This is a genomic window from Nocardia concava NBRC 100430, from assembly GCF_000308815.1.
GTDB lineage: Bacteria > Actinomycetota > Actinomycetes > Mycobacteriales > Mycobacteriaceae > Nocardia > Nocardia concava.
Window position 1 is genome coordinate 1 of record NZ_BAFX01000022.1, and the last position, 12989, is coordinate 12989.

General features: G+C 67.1%; 13 protein-coding genes and 1 pseudogene. 12 read left to right on the forward strand and 2 right to left on the reverse strand.

Annotation, left to right across the window (positions count from 1 at the left end; genetic code table 11):
- From ON43_RS44635 to ON43_RS05770, 7 genes and pseudogenes are all read left to right on the forward strand, one after another.
- Window positions 1–163, forward strand: a pseudogene (locus tag ON43_RS44635) (preprotein translocase subunit SecY); the annotation flags it as partial.
- Window positions 160–705, forward strand: coding sequence for an adenylate kinase (locus ON43_RS05745; RefSeq protein ID WP_040804411.1), 546 nt, complete (start codon window positions 160–162; stop codon window positions 703–705). The pseudogene ON43_RS44635 and the gene ON43_RS05745, both read left to right, overlap by 4 nt.
- Window positions 705–1505, forward strand: a complete 801-nt coding sequence (gene map / locus ON43_RS05750; protein WP_040804413.1) for a type I methionyl aminopeptidase — start codon at window positions 705–707, stop codon at window positions 1503–1505. Before ON43_RS05745 ends, map begins: the two co-directional genes overlap by 1 nt.
- Before the next feature lie 182 nt (window positions 1506–1687).
- On the forward strand, window positions 1688–3379 hold the full coding sequence (locus ON43_RS42175) for an RIO1 family protein (RefSeq protein ID WP_051177958.1): 1692 nt from the start codon (window positions 1688–1690) through the stop codon (window positions 3377–3379).
- Window positions 3380–3856: 477 nt separating this feature from the next.
- A complete protein-coding gene (locus ON43_RS44640; RefSeq protein ID WP_157513918.1) occupies window positions 3857–4900 on the forward strand; it encodes a YncE family protein in 1044 nt (347 codons plus the stop codon).
- A 94-nt stretch (window positions 4901–4994) separates the two neighbouring features.
- On the forward strand, window positions 4995–5411 hold the full coding sequence (locus ON43_RS44645; protein ID WP_040804419.1) for a nuclear transport factor 2 family protein: 417 nt from the start codon (window positions 4995–4997) through the stop codon (window positions 5409–5411).
- Window positions 5412–5464: 53 nt separating this feature from the next.
- Window positions 5465–6286 (forward strand): SDR family NAD(P)-dependent oxidoreductase, encoded by an 822-nt coding sequence (locus ON43_RS05770; protein WP_040804422.1) that lies wholly within the window; start codon window positions 5465–5467, stop codon window positions 6284–6286.
- 9 nt (window positions 6287–6295) lie between these two features.
- On the opposite strand, the gene ON43_RS05775 is transcribed toward ON43_RS05770, so the two are convergent.
- Both ON43_RS05775 and dtd read right to left on the reverse strand, forming a co-directional pair.
- Window positions 6296–6895, reverse strand: a complete 600-nt coding sequence (locus ON43_RS05775) for an AAA family ATPase (protein ID WP_040804439.1) — start codon at window positions 6893–6895, stop codon at window positions 6296–6298.
- Window positions 6896–6930: 35 nt separating this feature from the next.
- The gene (gene dtd / locus ON43_RS05780) at window positions 6931–7374 is read right to left on the reverse strand and encodes a D-aminoacyl-tRNA deacylase (RefSeq protein ID WP_040804425.1); all 444 of its coding nucleotides are present in this window, start codon (window positions 7372–7374) and stop codon (window positions 6931–6933) included.
- 224 nt (window positions 7375–7598) lie between these two features.
- Between dtd and ON43_RS42180 the strand changes: the two genes are divergently transcribed.
- The 5 genes from ON43_RS42180 to ON43_RS05805 form a co-directional block, all read left to right on the forward strand.
- Window positions 7599–9449, forward strand: a complete 1851-nt coding sequence (locus tag ON43_RS42180; protein ID WP_157513919.1) for a hypothetical protein — start codon at window positions 7599–7601, stop codon at window positions 9447–9449.
- The gene (locus ON43_RS05790; RefSeq protein ID WP_040804426.1) at window positions 9446–10228 is read left to right on the forward strand and encodes an ESX secretion-associated protein EspG; all 783 of its coding nucleotides are present in this window, start codon (window positions 9446–9448) and stop codon (window positions 10226–10228) included. The genes ON43_RS42180 and ON43_RS05790 overlap by 4 nt, the downstream gene beginning before the upstream one ends.
- An 88-nt stretch (window positions 10229–10316) precedes the next feature.
- Window positions 10317–10631, forward strand: a complete 315-nt coding sequence (locus ON43_RS05795; protein WP_157513920.1) for a hypothetical protein — start codon at window positions 10317–10319, stop codon at window positions 10629–10631.
- Window positions 10632–10638: 7 nt separating this feature from the next.
- Window positions 10639–11127, forward strand: coding sequence for a YbaB/EbfC family nucleoid-associated protein (locus ON43_RS05800; protein ID WP_040804431.1), 489 nt, complete (start codon window positions 10639–10641; stop codon window positions 11125–11127).
- Window positions 11128–11156: 29 nt separating this feature from the next.
- Window positions 11157–12989 (forward strand): WXG100-like domain-containing protein (locus ON43_RS05805; RefSeq protein WP_040804434.1); only part of this gene is annotated, 1833 nt, incomplete at its 3' end.

Below are 12989 nucleotides of genomic sequence, written 5' to 3' on the forward strand. Positions count from 1 at the left end.
TGTCCTGCCGAACCTGCTCCTCGGGATCGGGTCCTCCGGCGGCGTGACGAATCTGCCGTTCGGTGGTACCGCGGTGCTGATCATTGTGAGCGTCGGCCTCGATACCGTTAAACAGATCGAGAGCCAGTTGATGAACCGAAACTACGAAGGGTTCCTGAAGTGAGACTCGTACTGCTCGGACCGCCCGGTGCCGGTAAAGGCACCCAGGCCGAACTGTTGTCGGAAAAGCTCGGTGTTCCGCACATCTCCACTGGAGCCCTGTTTCGCACGAACATCAGCCAGCAGACCCCGCTGGGCCGTGAGGCGCAGCAGTACCTCGACGCCGGGAACCTGGTTCCCTCCGATGTGACCAACCGCATGGTCGAGGCCCGCATCGGCGAGCCCGACGCGGTCAACGGCTTCATCCTCGACGGCTACCCGCGCACCGTGGATCAGGCCGAGGCGCTGGAGAAGATGCTCAAGGAGTCGGGCCAGGCGCTCGACGCCGTGCTGTCCTTCGTGGTCGACGAGGACGTGGTGGTCGAGCGCATGCTGGCCCGCGGCCGCGGCGACGACACCGAAGAGGTCATCCGCAACCGCATGCGCGTCTACCGCGAGGAGACCGAGCCGCTGCTCGAGCACTACGACGGTTCCGTCGTGTCCGTCGAGGGCGTCGGCGAGATCGAAGAGGTCAACGCGCGTGCACTGAAGGCCCTGGGCCGTTAATGGTCTTCGGCCGCAAGAGCAAGCGGGTGGTGCCATTCCGCACCTCCGGTGAACTGGACGCCATGGCGGCGGCCGGCGCTATCGTCGGCCGCGCACTGGTGGCGGTGCGTGCCGCCGCCAAGCCCGGGGTCTCGACCCTGGAGCTGGACGAGGTGGCCGAGGCGGTCATCCGTGAGGCCGGCGCGATTCCGTCGTTCAAGGGCTACCACGGGTTCCCGGGCTCCATCTGCTCGTCGGTGAACGACCGTGTGGTGCACGGGATTCCGTCCAAGGACGACGTCCTGGTCGAGGGCGACCTGGTCTCCATCGACTGCGGCGCCATCCTCGACGGCTGGCACGGCGACTCGGCGTGGACCTTCGGCGTCGGCACCATCATCGAGGCCGACCGGCTGCTCTCCGAGGCGACCAAGCTCTCCATGGAGGCCGGTATCGCCGCCATGCTCCCGGGCAACCGGCTGTCGGACGTGTCCCACGCCATCGAGCAGGGCACCTACGCCGCCGAGAAGGAGCACGGCCGCAAGTACGGCATCGTCTCCGGCTACGGCGGTCACGCCATCGGCCGCGAAATGCACATGGACCCCTTCCTGCCCAACGAGGGCGCTCCCGGCAAGGGTCCCGAACTGCGCGTCGGTTCGGTCCTCGCCATCGAGCCCATGCTCACCCTCGGCACCACGGAAACCCATGAGCTGGACGACCATTGGACCGTCGTCACCGACGACGGGTCCCGCGCCGCCCACTGGGAGCACACGGTAGCCGTCACCGAAGACGGTCCCCGCATCCTGACGCTCCGCCCGGAATAACCCTCCGCGCAACGCTTTTCCGCACCCGCTCCGGCCTGGCCGGGGCGGGTGCGGTCGTTTCGTGTCGGGTCCGGCGATCGATGTTGTGTCTCTTTCCTTCCCGATAGTTCGATTGGCGTGGTTTCGGGGGTGCCGATACGGTTGGCCGCGGACGCGATATCGCTAGGAGGGGGATTCGGCCGATGGATTCGCATGTCCCCGTGGATGGCCGGGCGCAGGATCGGTTCCGGATCATCGGATCGTCCGGTGACACCTATGACATTGCCGGTGCGACCGTCGGCGACGCACACGGTCACTCATGGCTGCACGAATGCCGGGATCAGGCCGGACGGGGACGGCTGTTTCGCGAATACGCTGTGCCGCTGACCGATCCCGAGGATCTCGATCGGATCGGCAAGGTGACCGCGACGGGGCGGGCGATCGTGCTGGCCGCCGAACAGCAGGCGGGTGCCCCGGTGCCGATCAGCTGGCCGATCGACCAGGTATGGCGTGACGGCGCACTCGCCGGAGTGATCTTGCCCGCGGTCCCGGCGGAGTTCCTGGATCCCGACGGCAGGCCCCGGACTCTCGATCGGCTGTACGGGCCCGAAGGCCCGGTCGAGCCGGAATCGCGTGTGGCGGTGGCGATCCGGTTCTGTGAGCTCTTCGAGATGCTGGAGCGGAACGAGCTGGTGCACGGGGATATCGCGCCCGCCAACCTGCTGTGGTCGCGAACCGGCGTCTACCTGCGCGACGGTGACGGCTTGCGCTCCGCACAGGCGGTTCCGGTGCAGCGGCGCAGTGCCGACGGATGGGGCGATCCGCGGGTGCGCTTCGGCATGGTCACCGGCCCCGACCGGTACAGCGATCGGCTCGGTGTCGCGTTGCTCGTGTATCGAACCCTGTTGCTGGAGGCGAATCTTCCGGCGCTCGTCGACGGCCGGTGGTACCTGCGCTCGGAGTTGCCGGCCGGCTTCGATCGGGGTCTGCGCGCGCTGATCGACCGGGCCTTCGGCGACCCGGCGGCCACCGCTACCCGCCCGACCGCGGCCGAGTGGCGCGCGGCTCTCGTCGCCGCAGCGCCGCCCGTGGTGGAGCCGGTGGGTGAGTCGGTCGCGCCGGGTCCGGGGTTCCACCCTGGGCCCTCTACGCCGAGAGCTCCTGAACCGCAGGGGATCTCGGGTGGAATCGTCGGCGGAATCGTGGCCGCCGTGGTGGTCGCGGTCGTCCTGCTCGTGCTGGGGGTGCGAGCCGTGCAGAGTTCCGACCACAGCGACGCATCGTCGTCCTCGACGTTCACTCCGTACACCTACAGCACCACCTCCTACGTCCCGCCGACTTCCACCACGCCCCCGTTCAATTGGAGCTCGCTCGATACGGCCGCGACCGACAAGACCCCGTTCACCGCGAATGCGCTGCTTCCGCAATCCTTCCGGGACGCCAAGGGCGTGAATTACACGCTGCGCTCGAGCGGCGTCATGGACTGCATCACCCCTGATATGTCGTGGAACGTGAAATCGCTGCTGCGGGACTACAACTGCGCGCAGCAGGTGGCCGGTTCCTACGTCGACGATTCCAACAAGATCCTGGTCTCGGTGAACGTCATGGCGTTCGGCACCACCGCCGACGCGGACCGGCTGTACAACTCGATCAAAGGCCAGACCCAGAACTGGGCGATCTGGTGCCCGCACGAGGGCGCCGGCGCGGAGGTATGCGAGCAGGGCGCCGCCTACGCCCGCAAAAGCGGCTACAGCTCACATCAATATCGCTACGTATACGAATCGACCGCGCTCTACATCAATCTGACCCGCGACGTGACCGCCGACGAGTGGATGGACCCCGCCGCCAAGGCCGCCGTGGAAAAGGCCGGGCCCGAAAACTACTGGCACAAATAAGGATTGAAACCGGGAGGAATTGCTGTGATGGGTGTCGGCGAGCCCGACTTATATGCCGGAATCGCTCCGGCTCCGACGGGTTCGCGCATCGCGGTGATCGACTTCCTGCCGGGATCACTGAATGTCGCATTGCTCATCGTGGCGGCGGATGGCTCGCTCCAGATGGTCGGATCGCGCGGCCTTCCACCGGTTTCGGCGGTAGATCTCACCGAGGCGGGTCTTCCGAACGTGGTTTCGGCCGCAGTGGAGGTGCTGCGAGCGGCGGGTATCGGGTCGCCCGACGACATACGGACTCTTTATCTTTCGGGTGATGCGGCGCATAACCCGCTGGTGCAGAGGGCATTCCGGCCGCTGTGTGCCGACCAGCGGGTGAGGCCCTCGCGGCCGTACTCGGTCGCGGCACCGCGGGTGGCGATGGGAGGCAGCCCGAGAGATGTGCGCGTCCGGCGGGTATTGGTCGGTGTCGGGAGCGCTGTAGTGGTTCTCGTCCTGGTCGTCGTGAGCGCGCTGATCCTGAGCCGCGGATCGAGTGGGTCCAGCGGGCCGAACTACGCCTCGGTCGAGGTGGGGGCGGAGTTGGGGGAGAAGCAGGCTGTCGTCGATGCGGCGGCGGGGCGGTTGTACGTGGCGAACGACATGTCCAAGACCGTGGCGGTGGTGGATATCGCGAATCGCAGCGTGGTCACCAAGATTTCGTTCCCGGACGAGCTGGTCGGGATCGCGATCGATCCGGAGTTGCAGCGGCTGTATGTCGCGACCCGGGGCGATGCCGAAAATGCGACGCCCCGGCTCCGGGCCACGCTCTCGATGGTCGACACCACCTCGAACAGCGTTGTCGCGTCGCTCGAGACCGGTCCGGGGTCGCGCGGCGTCGCGGTCGATCCCGGTAGCCATCTCGTGTATGTCACGAACGAGAAGTTCCTCGGGTTTCAGCAGGATCCGGATGTCGTGAATGTCAATGCGACCGCGACACTCTCGGTGATCGAGCCACGGTCGGCGAGGCTGCTGTCCTCGATCGAGCTGGGGACCTCCGCCGGGGAGGTGGCGATCGACCCGACGGGGCGGACGGCGTATGTGGCGGGTTCGCGCTACAACTCGAAGCAGAACGACGTCGGTGTGATCGTGGTGGACCTGGCGTCGAGCCGGGTCGCGGGGATGATCGGCGTGCCGGGTAATGGAATGCCGCGCATGGCGGTGGATTTCGCCGCCGGTATCGCCGTGCTCGTCGGCAATGACAATATCTATCTCGCCGATCTGGAGACGCGGGCTCTCGTCTGCACGCTCAGGGCGGCGAGCGCATCCGGATCGGTCGCGGTGGACTCGGCGAGGCATGTCGGCTATGCCGTCGACAACGGTCGGAGCGGCTACCAGCTGCTGGGTATCGACATCACCGGACGTGCGCTCGGTGCCGCGATCGGGACCGGCGGGAAGATGCTGGTGGGTTCGGCCGTCGATCCGGAGTCGCATGCCATCTACGCGCTGGTGGGTGGAGCGGTCGTCTTCATTCCGCCGCCGCAGTAATTCGGTCGCGGCTGCTGGGCCATGCCGAAAGGGGATACCGGGTATGCGGGATTCTCGCTGTTCGCATACCAGGGTCGTCCGTAGCGTCGATCGTATGAACACAGCTGGGAACATGGAAATGATCCGCGCGGTCTTCGATCGGATGGCGGCGGGCGACGGTCGCGCGCTGACCGAGGCGATGTCGGAGGAGTGCAGCTGGACCTTCCCGGGGAATTGGTCGTGGGCCGGTACCTGGGAACCGAAAAGCGTTGTGGTGCAGGAGCTGCTGCGGCCGCTGATGGCGCAGTTCGCGGATGGGTATCGGATGGTGGCGGATCTGATCCTGGGCGATGGCGACCGCGTCGTGGTGCAGGCTCGCGGGTACGGCACCACGGTCGCGGGCGAGCAGTACCACCAGACTTACTGCCTGCTGTTGACGCTCTCCGACGGCCTCATCACCGAGATCGTCGAGCATTGCGACACCGCCCTGGTGGAGCGTGTGCTGAAACCGCTGGTCCCCGCATCCTCCTGATCCGTCGGGCGTGGCACCGGGGAGCGGGGCCCGGGGGCTGGTTCGATGGGGAAATGGCCGACGACAAGGTTGTTCTCATTACCGGAACGTCCACGGGGATCGGGCTGGCGGTTGCCGCCGCGGCGGTGCGGGCGGGGTACAAGACCGTCGCGACCTTGCGTAATCCGGACAAGGCCGGGCCGGTGCGGGAGACCGGCGCGGATGTGCGGACGCTGGATGTGACCGATCCGGAGTCCATCGCGGGCTGCCTGGCGGGCGTGGTCGCCGACTACGGCCGCCTCGACGCCGTGGTCAACAATGCGGGAGTCTCGGTGCTGGGCACGGTGGAGCATCTGCCGATGGCCGATATCCGCCGGGCGATGGAGGTCAACTTCTTCGGCGTGGTCGAGGTGACCAAGGCCGCCATGCCGCACCTGCGCGCCTCGAAGGGCCGCGTGGTCACGGTGACCAGCGTCGGCGGCGCGGTCGGGCAGCCGTTCAACGAGGCGTACTGCGCGGCGAAGTTCGCGGTCGAGGGCTTCATGCAGAGCCTGGAGCCGGTGGCCGCCACGGTCGGCGTCGGCGTCAGCGTCATCGAACCCGGCGCGGTCACAACCGAATTCGTCAACAATGCCCGCGTCGACATCCCCGCCACCCTCGCCGCCGTCGGCCCCTACGCCTCGGCCCTGCAGGCCTACATCAACCGCACCCGAGGCGCCTACAGCACCGCCCAGACCGCCGACGAGGTGGCCGAGGTGGTCCTGGCGGCCTTGCGCGCCTACCCGGTCGTCTTCCGCTGGCAGACCTCCGACTTCGCTCGTTCCTTCGTCGCCGACAGCCTCTCGGACCTCGACGGCTCCATCGTCGCGGGCCTCACCTCGAAATGGGTCCACTGACGGAGCCGCTCAGAACAATCGAATATGCCTGATCCCCACCGCGACCCGCCGCAGCTGGGTGCGCAGCAGCCCGTCGGTGTTGGGGGTCAGGCCGAGTCCGCACGCGGCGGCGATGCGGTCGGCGACCTCCCGTACCGGGATCTCGTCGGTCTCGATGTGCTCGGCGAAATCCCGATGCGACAGCGCGTTCAGGCAGTGATCGACCCGCTCGACCGCGAAACTCTCGTGCCGCAAGCCGCCCAGTGCCCGCTCGCGCAGCCGCCGCTGCACGGTCTCGGGTCGTGCCATGAGCGCGAAATGCCGCACATCATGCCCCTTTTCGCGCAACCGCCCGACGGTCTCGGCGAAGTAGGCGGGCTCGACCACGGTCATCGGCGCGATCACCGGCCCTGCGTGCTTGCTCAGCACCAGATCGAGCGTCTCGTACACGCCCTGCCGCCAAGCGGGCAGATCCTGGAAGTCCGGCCGCATCTCCCGCGGCATGACCCGATGCAACCCGAACCCGACCTCCTCGGGATCGCACACCACACTCCCCGGCAGCCGCCGATGCAACTCGAACGCGGTCTGCGTCTTCCCGCCGCCGAACGGCCCATTGATCCACAGCAGCATGCCCGCCACCCTAGCGGCGTGCGGCAAACCGCAGCTCAGCCCTCGAGCAGGATGGTGACGGGGCCGTCGTTGACGAGTTCGACATGCATGTGGGCGCCGAAGCGGCCGGTGGCTACCGTCGCGCCGAGTTCGCGCAATGTGGCGGCGAAGGTGTCGACGAGCGGTTCGGCGACGGGGCCGGGCGCGGCGGCGTTCCACGACGGCCGACGCCCTTTGGCGGTGTCTGCGTAGAGGGTGAACTGGCTGATCACCAGGATAGGCGCGGACAGATCCGCGGCGGATTTCTCCCCGTCCAGGATGCGTAGCCGGAAGAGTTTGTCGGCCAATGCCTTCGCGGTGGCTTCGGTGTCGGTGTGGGTGACGCCGACCAGCCCCACCAGCCCGTGTGGCGCGCCGTGCCCGGCCGGATCGATCCGCCCGACCACCTCGCCGCCCACCGTCACCTGCGCCGATGTCACGCGCTGCACCAGTACTCGCATGTTCGCAGATCCTTCCAGATGCGCGAGTGGCGCTCACTTGGCTACCCTGAGGCAGCCGCGCATGCCCCGAATTTCCTTGTGCGCCATTGGGAGTTCACGACAGTAGGCTGTGCTGGCACGGGATAGCTGGAAACTGGGCGGAGCGACAGTAGTTAGCGATGGCATCTGAGACTAAAGACAACACGGTCTGGGCGGGATTGCGGGCGCAGGCCGAAGCGGGAACCTTGAAGTTCGATTCCTCGCAGGCAGTGAAAGGCGCTCAGGCATGTGCCGATATGGTCGGTGTGATGAAGGGGTTCCGCCAGTTCGCGGACGCCAATAACCTTGCCGGCCTGCCGGATTTCACCAAAGGGCAGTATTCGTCCTCGGGAGTCCTGACCCGTGGGTTCAACGACCAGGGGCAGGCGCTGCTCAACGCGTTCGACATGCATGCCGCTGCGCTGACCGATATGGCCGAGTACTTCCGGGCTGCCGGTCGGACCTACGCGCACACTGAAAACCAGTCGAAGGACGTGTTCGACAAGCTGGCCGACGTGTCGATTCCCAAGTCGGCGACGAACCTCGGGCTGACCGCGCCGAAGGATATCGACGACTTCACCGACAAAGTCGACTTCGACGATGACGTGAAGGGGCCGTGGAAGGACAAGAAGACGGCGCCCCTGGCCATCCACTTGGAGAACAAGGACAACCAATCCTGGTCTGACCTCTACCATCTGGGCAAGAACATCTATGACAGCATCAACCCCTACTACTACGCCGGAGAGGCGTGGAAGTACCTTGCCGGTCAGGTCGACACGCGGGTCGGCGAGTTCAACAACAAGATTCAAGCGCTCGACTGGACCGGAGCAGGTGCGGGTGGGGCCAAGGAAGCGGCCGCCCAGTATGCGAATGACCTGAAACCGCTGGTCGAAACCATGAAAGAGGTGGCGGTCAATCTCCGCTATGCCTCCCAGTGGATGGGCGACACGATGGTCGACATGCCCGACCATGAAAAGCAGGACACGGGCTCGTGCTCCGATGACGACCTGGACGAAAAGCGCGACGATTTCCAGGATGACTACCTCAAGGGCGTGCAGAACTGCGCCTCCGTGATGGCGGTGGTTCCCTCACCGACCGCGGCTCCGGCTCCGGACAAGCCGACGCCTCCTGACGATAAGAAGACGCCGCCCGGGGATAAGAAGACGCCGCCGGACGACAAGCAGACGCCGCCGGACGACAAGCAGACGCCCCCGGGTGACAGGAAGACGCCTTCGGGCGGTGGCAGCCCGAGTGGTTCCGGCGGCGGCGGATCGGCGAGCCCGGGCGGCAACGCCAAGACCCCGAATATCCCGCCGCTGGAGAACAAGCCGAATCCCGACGGCTCCAAGCCGAATGGAACGAAGCCCGACGGCACCAATCCGAATGGAACGAAGCCCGACGGCACCAATCCGAACGGATCGAACCCCAACGGCAGCAATGGAAATGCGGGTCAGCGACAGGGCTCGTCGGGCGGCAGCTCGGGCGGTTCGGACATGTCGCAGCTCACCAGTGCCCTGAGCACCCTGATGAGCGGGGCGTCGACGCTGGCCCAGCAGTTGCCGACCATCCTGCAGCAACTCCAGTCCCTCCAGTCGACCGATCTGTCGACGCTGGCCAATGTCTTGGGCGTGCCCGAGGACAAGCTGACGACCGCGTTCACCGCGATCGAGAAGGATCCGGCGAAGCTGGCGCAGCTGAATCAACTGCTGGGCCTGTCCGGCACGCCCACGCCGACAGCGGGTCTGCCGGGCGACACCACGCCGATGGGCGGAGTCGCTCCCGCGCCCGCGGTCGGGGTGGTGTCGGCCATTCCCGCTGCGGCCGTGACCAATTCGCCGCTGGCGGGTCTGACCAATCTGTTCGGCGGGCTCGCGGGTGTCGGTGCTGACCATGTCGAACCGCTGGTCGGCGTCGCGGCCGCGCCCGCGGAACCGGTGGCGGTCACGGCGACCGCGAGCGCCACGGCGGATCCCGTGCCCGAGCAGGTCGACTTCATCCGGGCCCTCGGGCACACGGTCGGGACCGCCGTAGAGGGCAACCCGGTGGTCGAGGCATGAGATGGGAGTTCACCGACGTCGAGTTCAAGGCGCTGTGCTACAAGTACCGCGGCGGCCGGCTGCCCTCGCCGCTGCGGTTCACCAGCACCACCAGGTATCTCGACGATTACGAGCGTGAGCTCATCGAATGCCATGCCAAGCTGGACGCGGAGCTGGGTCCGGGCTTCGCCACGATCTTCGACACGGTCGCACAGCCGGACGTCGCTCTGGTCGTCCATGCCTGGTGCGACGGCGAATTCGACAATCCGCGCAAACGGATCCGGGTGCACGGCGCCCGCCGTGATCGCCGGGCGTGCCTGATCGTGCAGGCGCCCGGTGAAACCGTCTTCCACAGTGGCGGATTCACGATGCTCGAGTGCGAGCCCGAGGAACTGCCCGCGTTGATGCTGGCGTACCTGCCGCCGACCGAGGAGGCACGCGGTCCGGCGGTGACCCTGGTGACCGAGCAGCCGGAGCCGGACCCCTACGGGGGATCGGGGGCATTCGACTCCTTCGAGGATTCCGCCGAAACCCGCAGTGCCGCATTCTGGAATCGGCCCGCGGAGCTCACCGGTGCGATCCGGGTGCTGCAGGGCCGGTCCATGTTCGGTCCGCGGGGCATGCATCAGGTCACCATGATCTTCCGTGATCTGCCCGCGGACGGTCGATACCTGATCGAGGTGGGTGCTCCGGAGATGACCGCGCGCGGCGCCGATATGAAGCAGATCATCAGCAGGTTCGAGCAGCATGTCGAGCAGACCCTGCTGCTCATGGAATCGCGCGGCGAGATCGAGGTGTGAGTGTGGGCGCGGAGGACGTGCAAATCGGCACTCTCCGTTAATTTTCCGTCAACTGCGCGGTTGCCCAAGCCTGACAAGGTCGACTTCCATGAGCGGGCGTTTGGAAGCCTACGAGGATCTGTTGACCAAGGCGGCCGGTAAGACGGACAAGGTGCGCGATGGGATCGAAAAGGTCATGAGCACACTGGCTTCCGCGACCGCCGGGCGTGGAGAGCCGTGGGGGAACGACACGCTCGGCGGGAATTTCGCCAATAGCGATCAGGGGTATATCGCCAGCAAGAAGAACATCCTCGAGGGTGCGACCAATATGGCCGGCACCTTCGGCAACTTCTCGGACGGTCAGCGCAAGGCCGCCGAGGAGCTGAAGACGATGGATCACGGCAACGGCGAAGGGTTCGCGTGATCCGATCATGGTGAACGAACGGGCTCGGGCCGATTTCACGGACATCCTCGAGGACTTCCGTGATCAGATGCGCAATATCACCCAGTTGCAGCAGCAGCGCGCGGCGTTGACCGCGTCGGCGAGCGTGCGTGGCAAGCGGGTGACCGTCACCGTGAATGCCGACGGCACGCTGATCGAGACCAAATTCGGTTCGGGCATCGAGGATCTCGACTATCAGGAGATCGCCAAGGCGGTGACCGAGGCCGCGCAACAGGCGTGCGCGGAGGTGGCGCGGCGCGGCCGGGAGGTCATGGCTCCGGTGTCGCAGAACCGGAATCGGCTGCCCAAGCTGGCCGAACTGGTGCCGGACATGCCGGATCTGGCTCGCGAGTTGCAGATCCCCGAGCCACCGGTGGTGTCGACCGCGCCACCGAAGTCACCGGAACGCCATGCAGCGGAGCGAGATTCGGAGGAGTCGCGGCGAAATCGTGGCGGGGCCACCGATTCCGGATGGTGATACCGCCTGCGCGGGTGGGATAGCCCCGTATGACACTGCACCTGCCTTCGGGCCTCGAATGGCTCGGCTACCTCGTGGGCGTGGAATGGCCCGAGGGCGACGAGGACCAGATGTGGGGGCTGGCCGAGGATTGGCGCACCGCCGCCGACGGGCTGCGCGATCAGATCTCGTCCATCACCGACGCCAAGTCCGCGACCCTGGCCGCCTATGTGAACGGCGACGGGCGCGACGAGATGGCGAAGCTGTTCGACAAGCTGGCCGCTCCGGCGAGCGGCGACGGTAGCGGCGGCTCGATTCTGGACCTGGCGCAACACTTTCAGCAGCTCGGTGATTCGGTCGAGGAGACCGGTACCGAGATCCAGTACACGAAGCTGATGTTCTACTCGTCGATCGCCATGGCGGCCGCCGAGATCATTATCGCGTGGGCGTGGCCGCCGACCGCTCCGGCGGTGGAGGCGGTGATCGTCGCGATGACGCGCATCGCGGTGCGGATCATCGGCCGGGAGGCGCTCGAGCGCATCCTCACGATCGCGGCCCGGATGGGCATTACCGCGGTCGTGAAGTTCGCGCTGAAGCACATGGTGATGAACACCGTGCTCGGCACCATGCAGGACTACGCGATCCAGCAGTATCAGGTCGATACCGGGCACCGGAAGAGCGTCAACTGGACGCAGGTCGGGGTGACCGCGATCAGCTCCGGTGTCGGTGGCGCGGTGGCGGGCCCCATCGGCGGCGCACTCGGCAACGCGCTGGGCAGGCGCGGGATGAACCGGTATCTGACGGGCATGATCACCGGTACGACCGCCGGATTGATCGGCGGCGGAGCGGGTTTCGTGGGTGCGACCGCCGCGCAGTTCGGCTTCGACGTGGCGCAACAGGGCTGGGACAAGGCCGTCGACAACCTGAAGCACACCCAATTCGACCCGCGCATGCTCACCGGCGGCATGTTCCAGGGCGGGCTCTCGGGTCTGAATCACACTGCGGCGCATACGGCTTGGGAGCCGTACGTCACCCGCAAGGCGGCAGGCATCAATATCGGTGATCTCACGCTGGTCGGATCGCGTCCGGATGGCCTGGGCATCAACGGAACCGGTGCTCACGACCCGGGAACCAACGGCGTCAGCGGAACCAACGGCTCGGGCGCCGACGGCAACCACGTCCACCCGGCCTCCAGCAGCACGAACCCCACCGCCGACACCGGCGCGCGCCCGACCGGCGACGGCAGCACCGCCCGCCCGGAAACCAACGGCCACCCGGGCGGAATCAGCACCGACACGCGCACTTCCGATCGTGGCGTGCCAACCGATCAACCTGGCGACACCCGGTCCGGTGGCCCGGCAACCACGTCCGGCTCGGCACCGCAGACCCACGTCGATACCAATGGCGCGGGCGCGACATCGACCCATGTCCAAGCGGGCGCCCCCGAAACCACGTCTCCGGTGCAGAGCGGCGTCCAAGGCGGATCGCGCGATATCTCCTCGGCCGCAACGGCGTCCAGCGCCGGTGGCACCGGAAGCGGTCCGGCGTCCTCGACCTCCGGCGGCTCATCCACCTCTGGCGGTTCGTCGAGCACCGCGGGTGGGACCTCTGCTTCGGCTGGTTCCTCGAGTGCCGGGGGTGGGTCCTCGACTTCGGGTGGCACCTCGACCTCCGGGGGTGGATCGTCGACCGCGGGCGGCAGCCCGTCGAGCGCGGCGGGTGGGTCCGCTACCGGCGGCGGCAACGTTTCTCCCGCGGCTTCTACCGCCGGCGCGCCGACTGCCTCGGATGCCTCCGCACGCGCGGGAGTCACCGGGGGAGCAGCGGATCCGTCCGCCGCCCGCGCCGGCGCCCCGGCAGCCGCGCCCGCAGCCGCGGGCGGC

What these genes read in the sequence shown, in the direction of transcription:
- ON43_RS05795 (WP_157513920.1), top strand. Translation starts at nt 10,317, where the DNA reads ATGAGCGGGCGTTTGGAAGCCTACGAGGATCTGTTGACCAAGGCGGCC.
- ON43_RS05770 (WP_040804422.1), top strand. Translation starts at nt 5,465, where the DNA reads ATGGCCGACGACAAGGTTGTTCTCATTACCGGAACGTCCACGGGGATC.
- ON43_RS05790 (WP_040804426.1), top strand. Translation starts at nt 9,446, where the DNA reads ATGAGATGGGAGTTCACCGACGTCGAGTTCAAGGCGCTGTGCTACAAG.
- ON43_RS42175 (WP_051177958.1), top strand. Translation starts at nt 1,688, where the DNA reads ATGGATTCGCATGTCCCCGTGGATGGCCGGGCGCAGGATCGGTTCCGG.
- ON43_RS44645 (WP_040804419.1), top strand. Translation starts at nt 4,995, where the DNA reads ATGAACACAGCTGGGAACATGGAAATGATCCGCGCGGTCTTCGATCGG.
- map (WP_040804413.1), top strand. Translation starts at nt 705, where the DNA reads ATGGTCTTCGGCCGCAAGAGCAAGCGGGTGGTGCCATTCCGCACCTCC.
- ON43_RS05775 (WP_040804439.1), bottom strand. Translation starts at nt 6,895, where the DNA reads ATGCTGCTGTGGATCAATGGGCCGTTCGGCGGCGGGAAGACGCAGACC.
- dtd (WP_040804425.1), bottom strand. Translation starts at nt 7,374, where the DNA reads ATGCGAGTACTGGTGCAGCGCGTGACATCGGCGCAGGTGACGGTGGGC.
- ON43_RS05800 (WP_040804431.1), top strand. Translation starts at nt 10,639, where the DNA reads ATGGTGAACGAACGGGCTCGGGCCGATTTCACGGACATCCTCGAGGAC.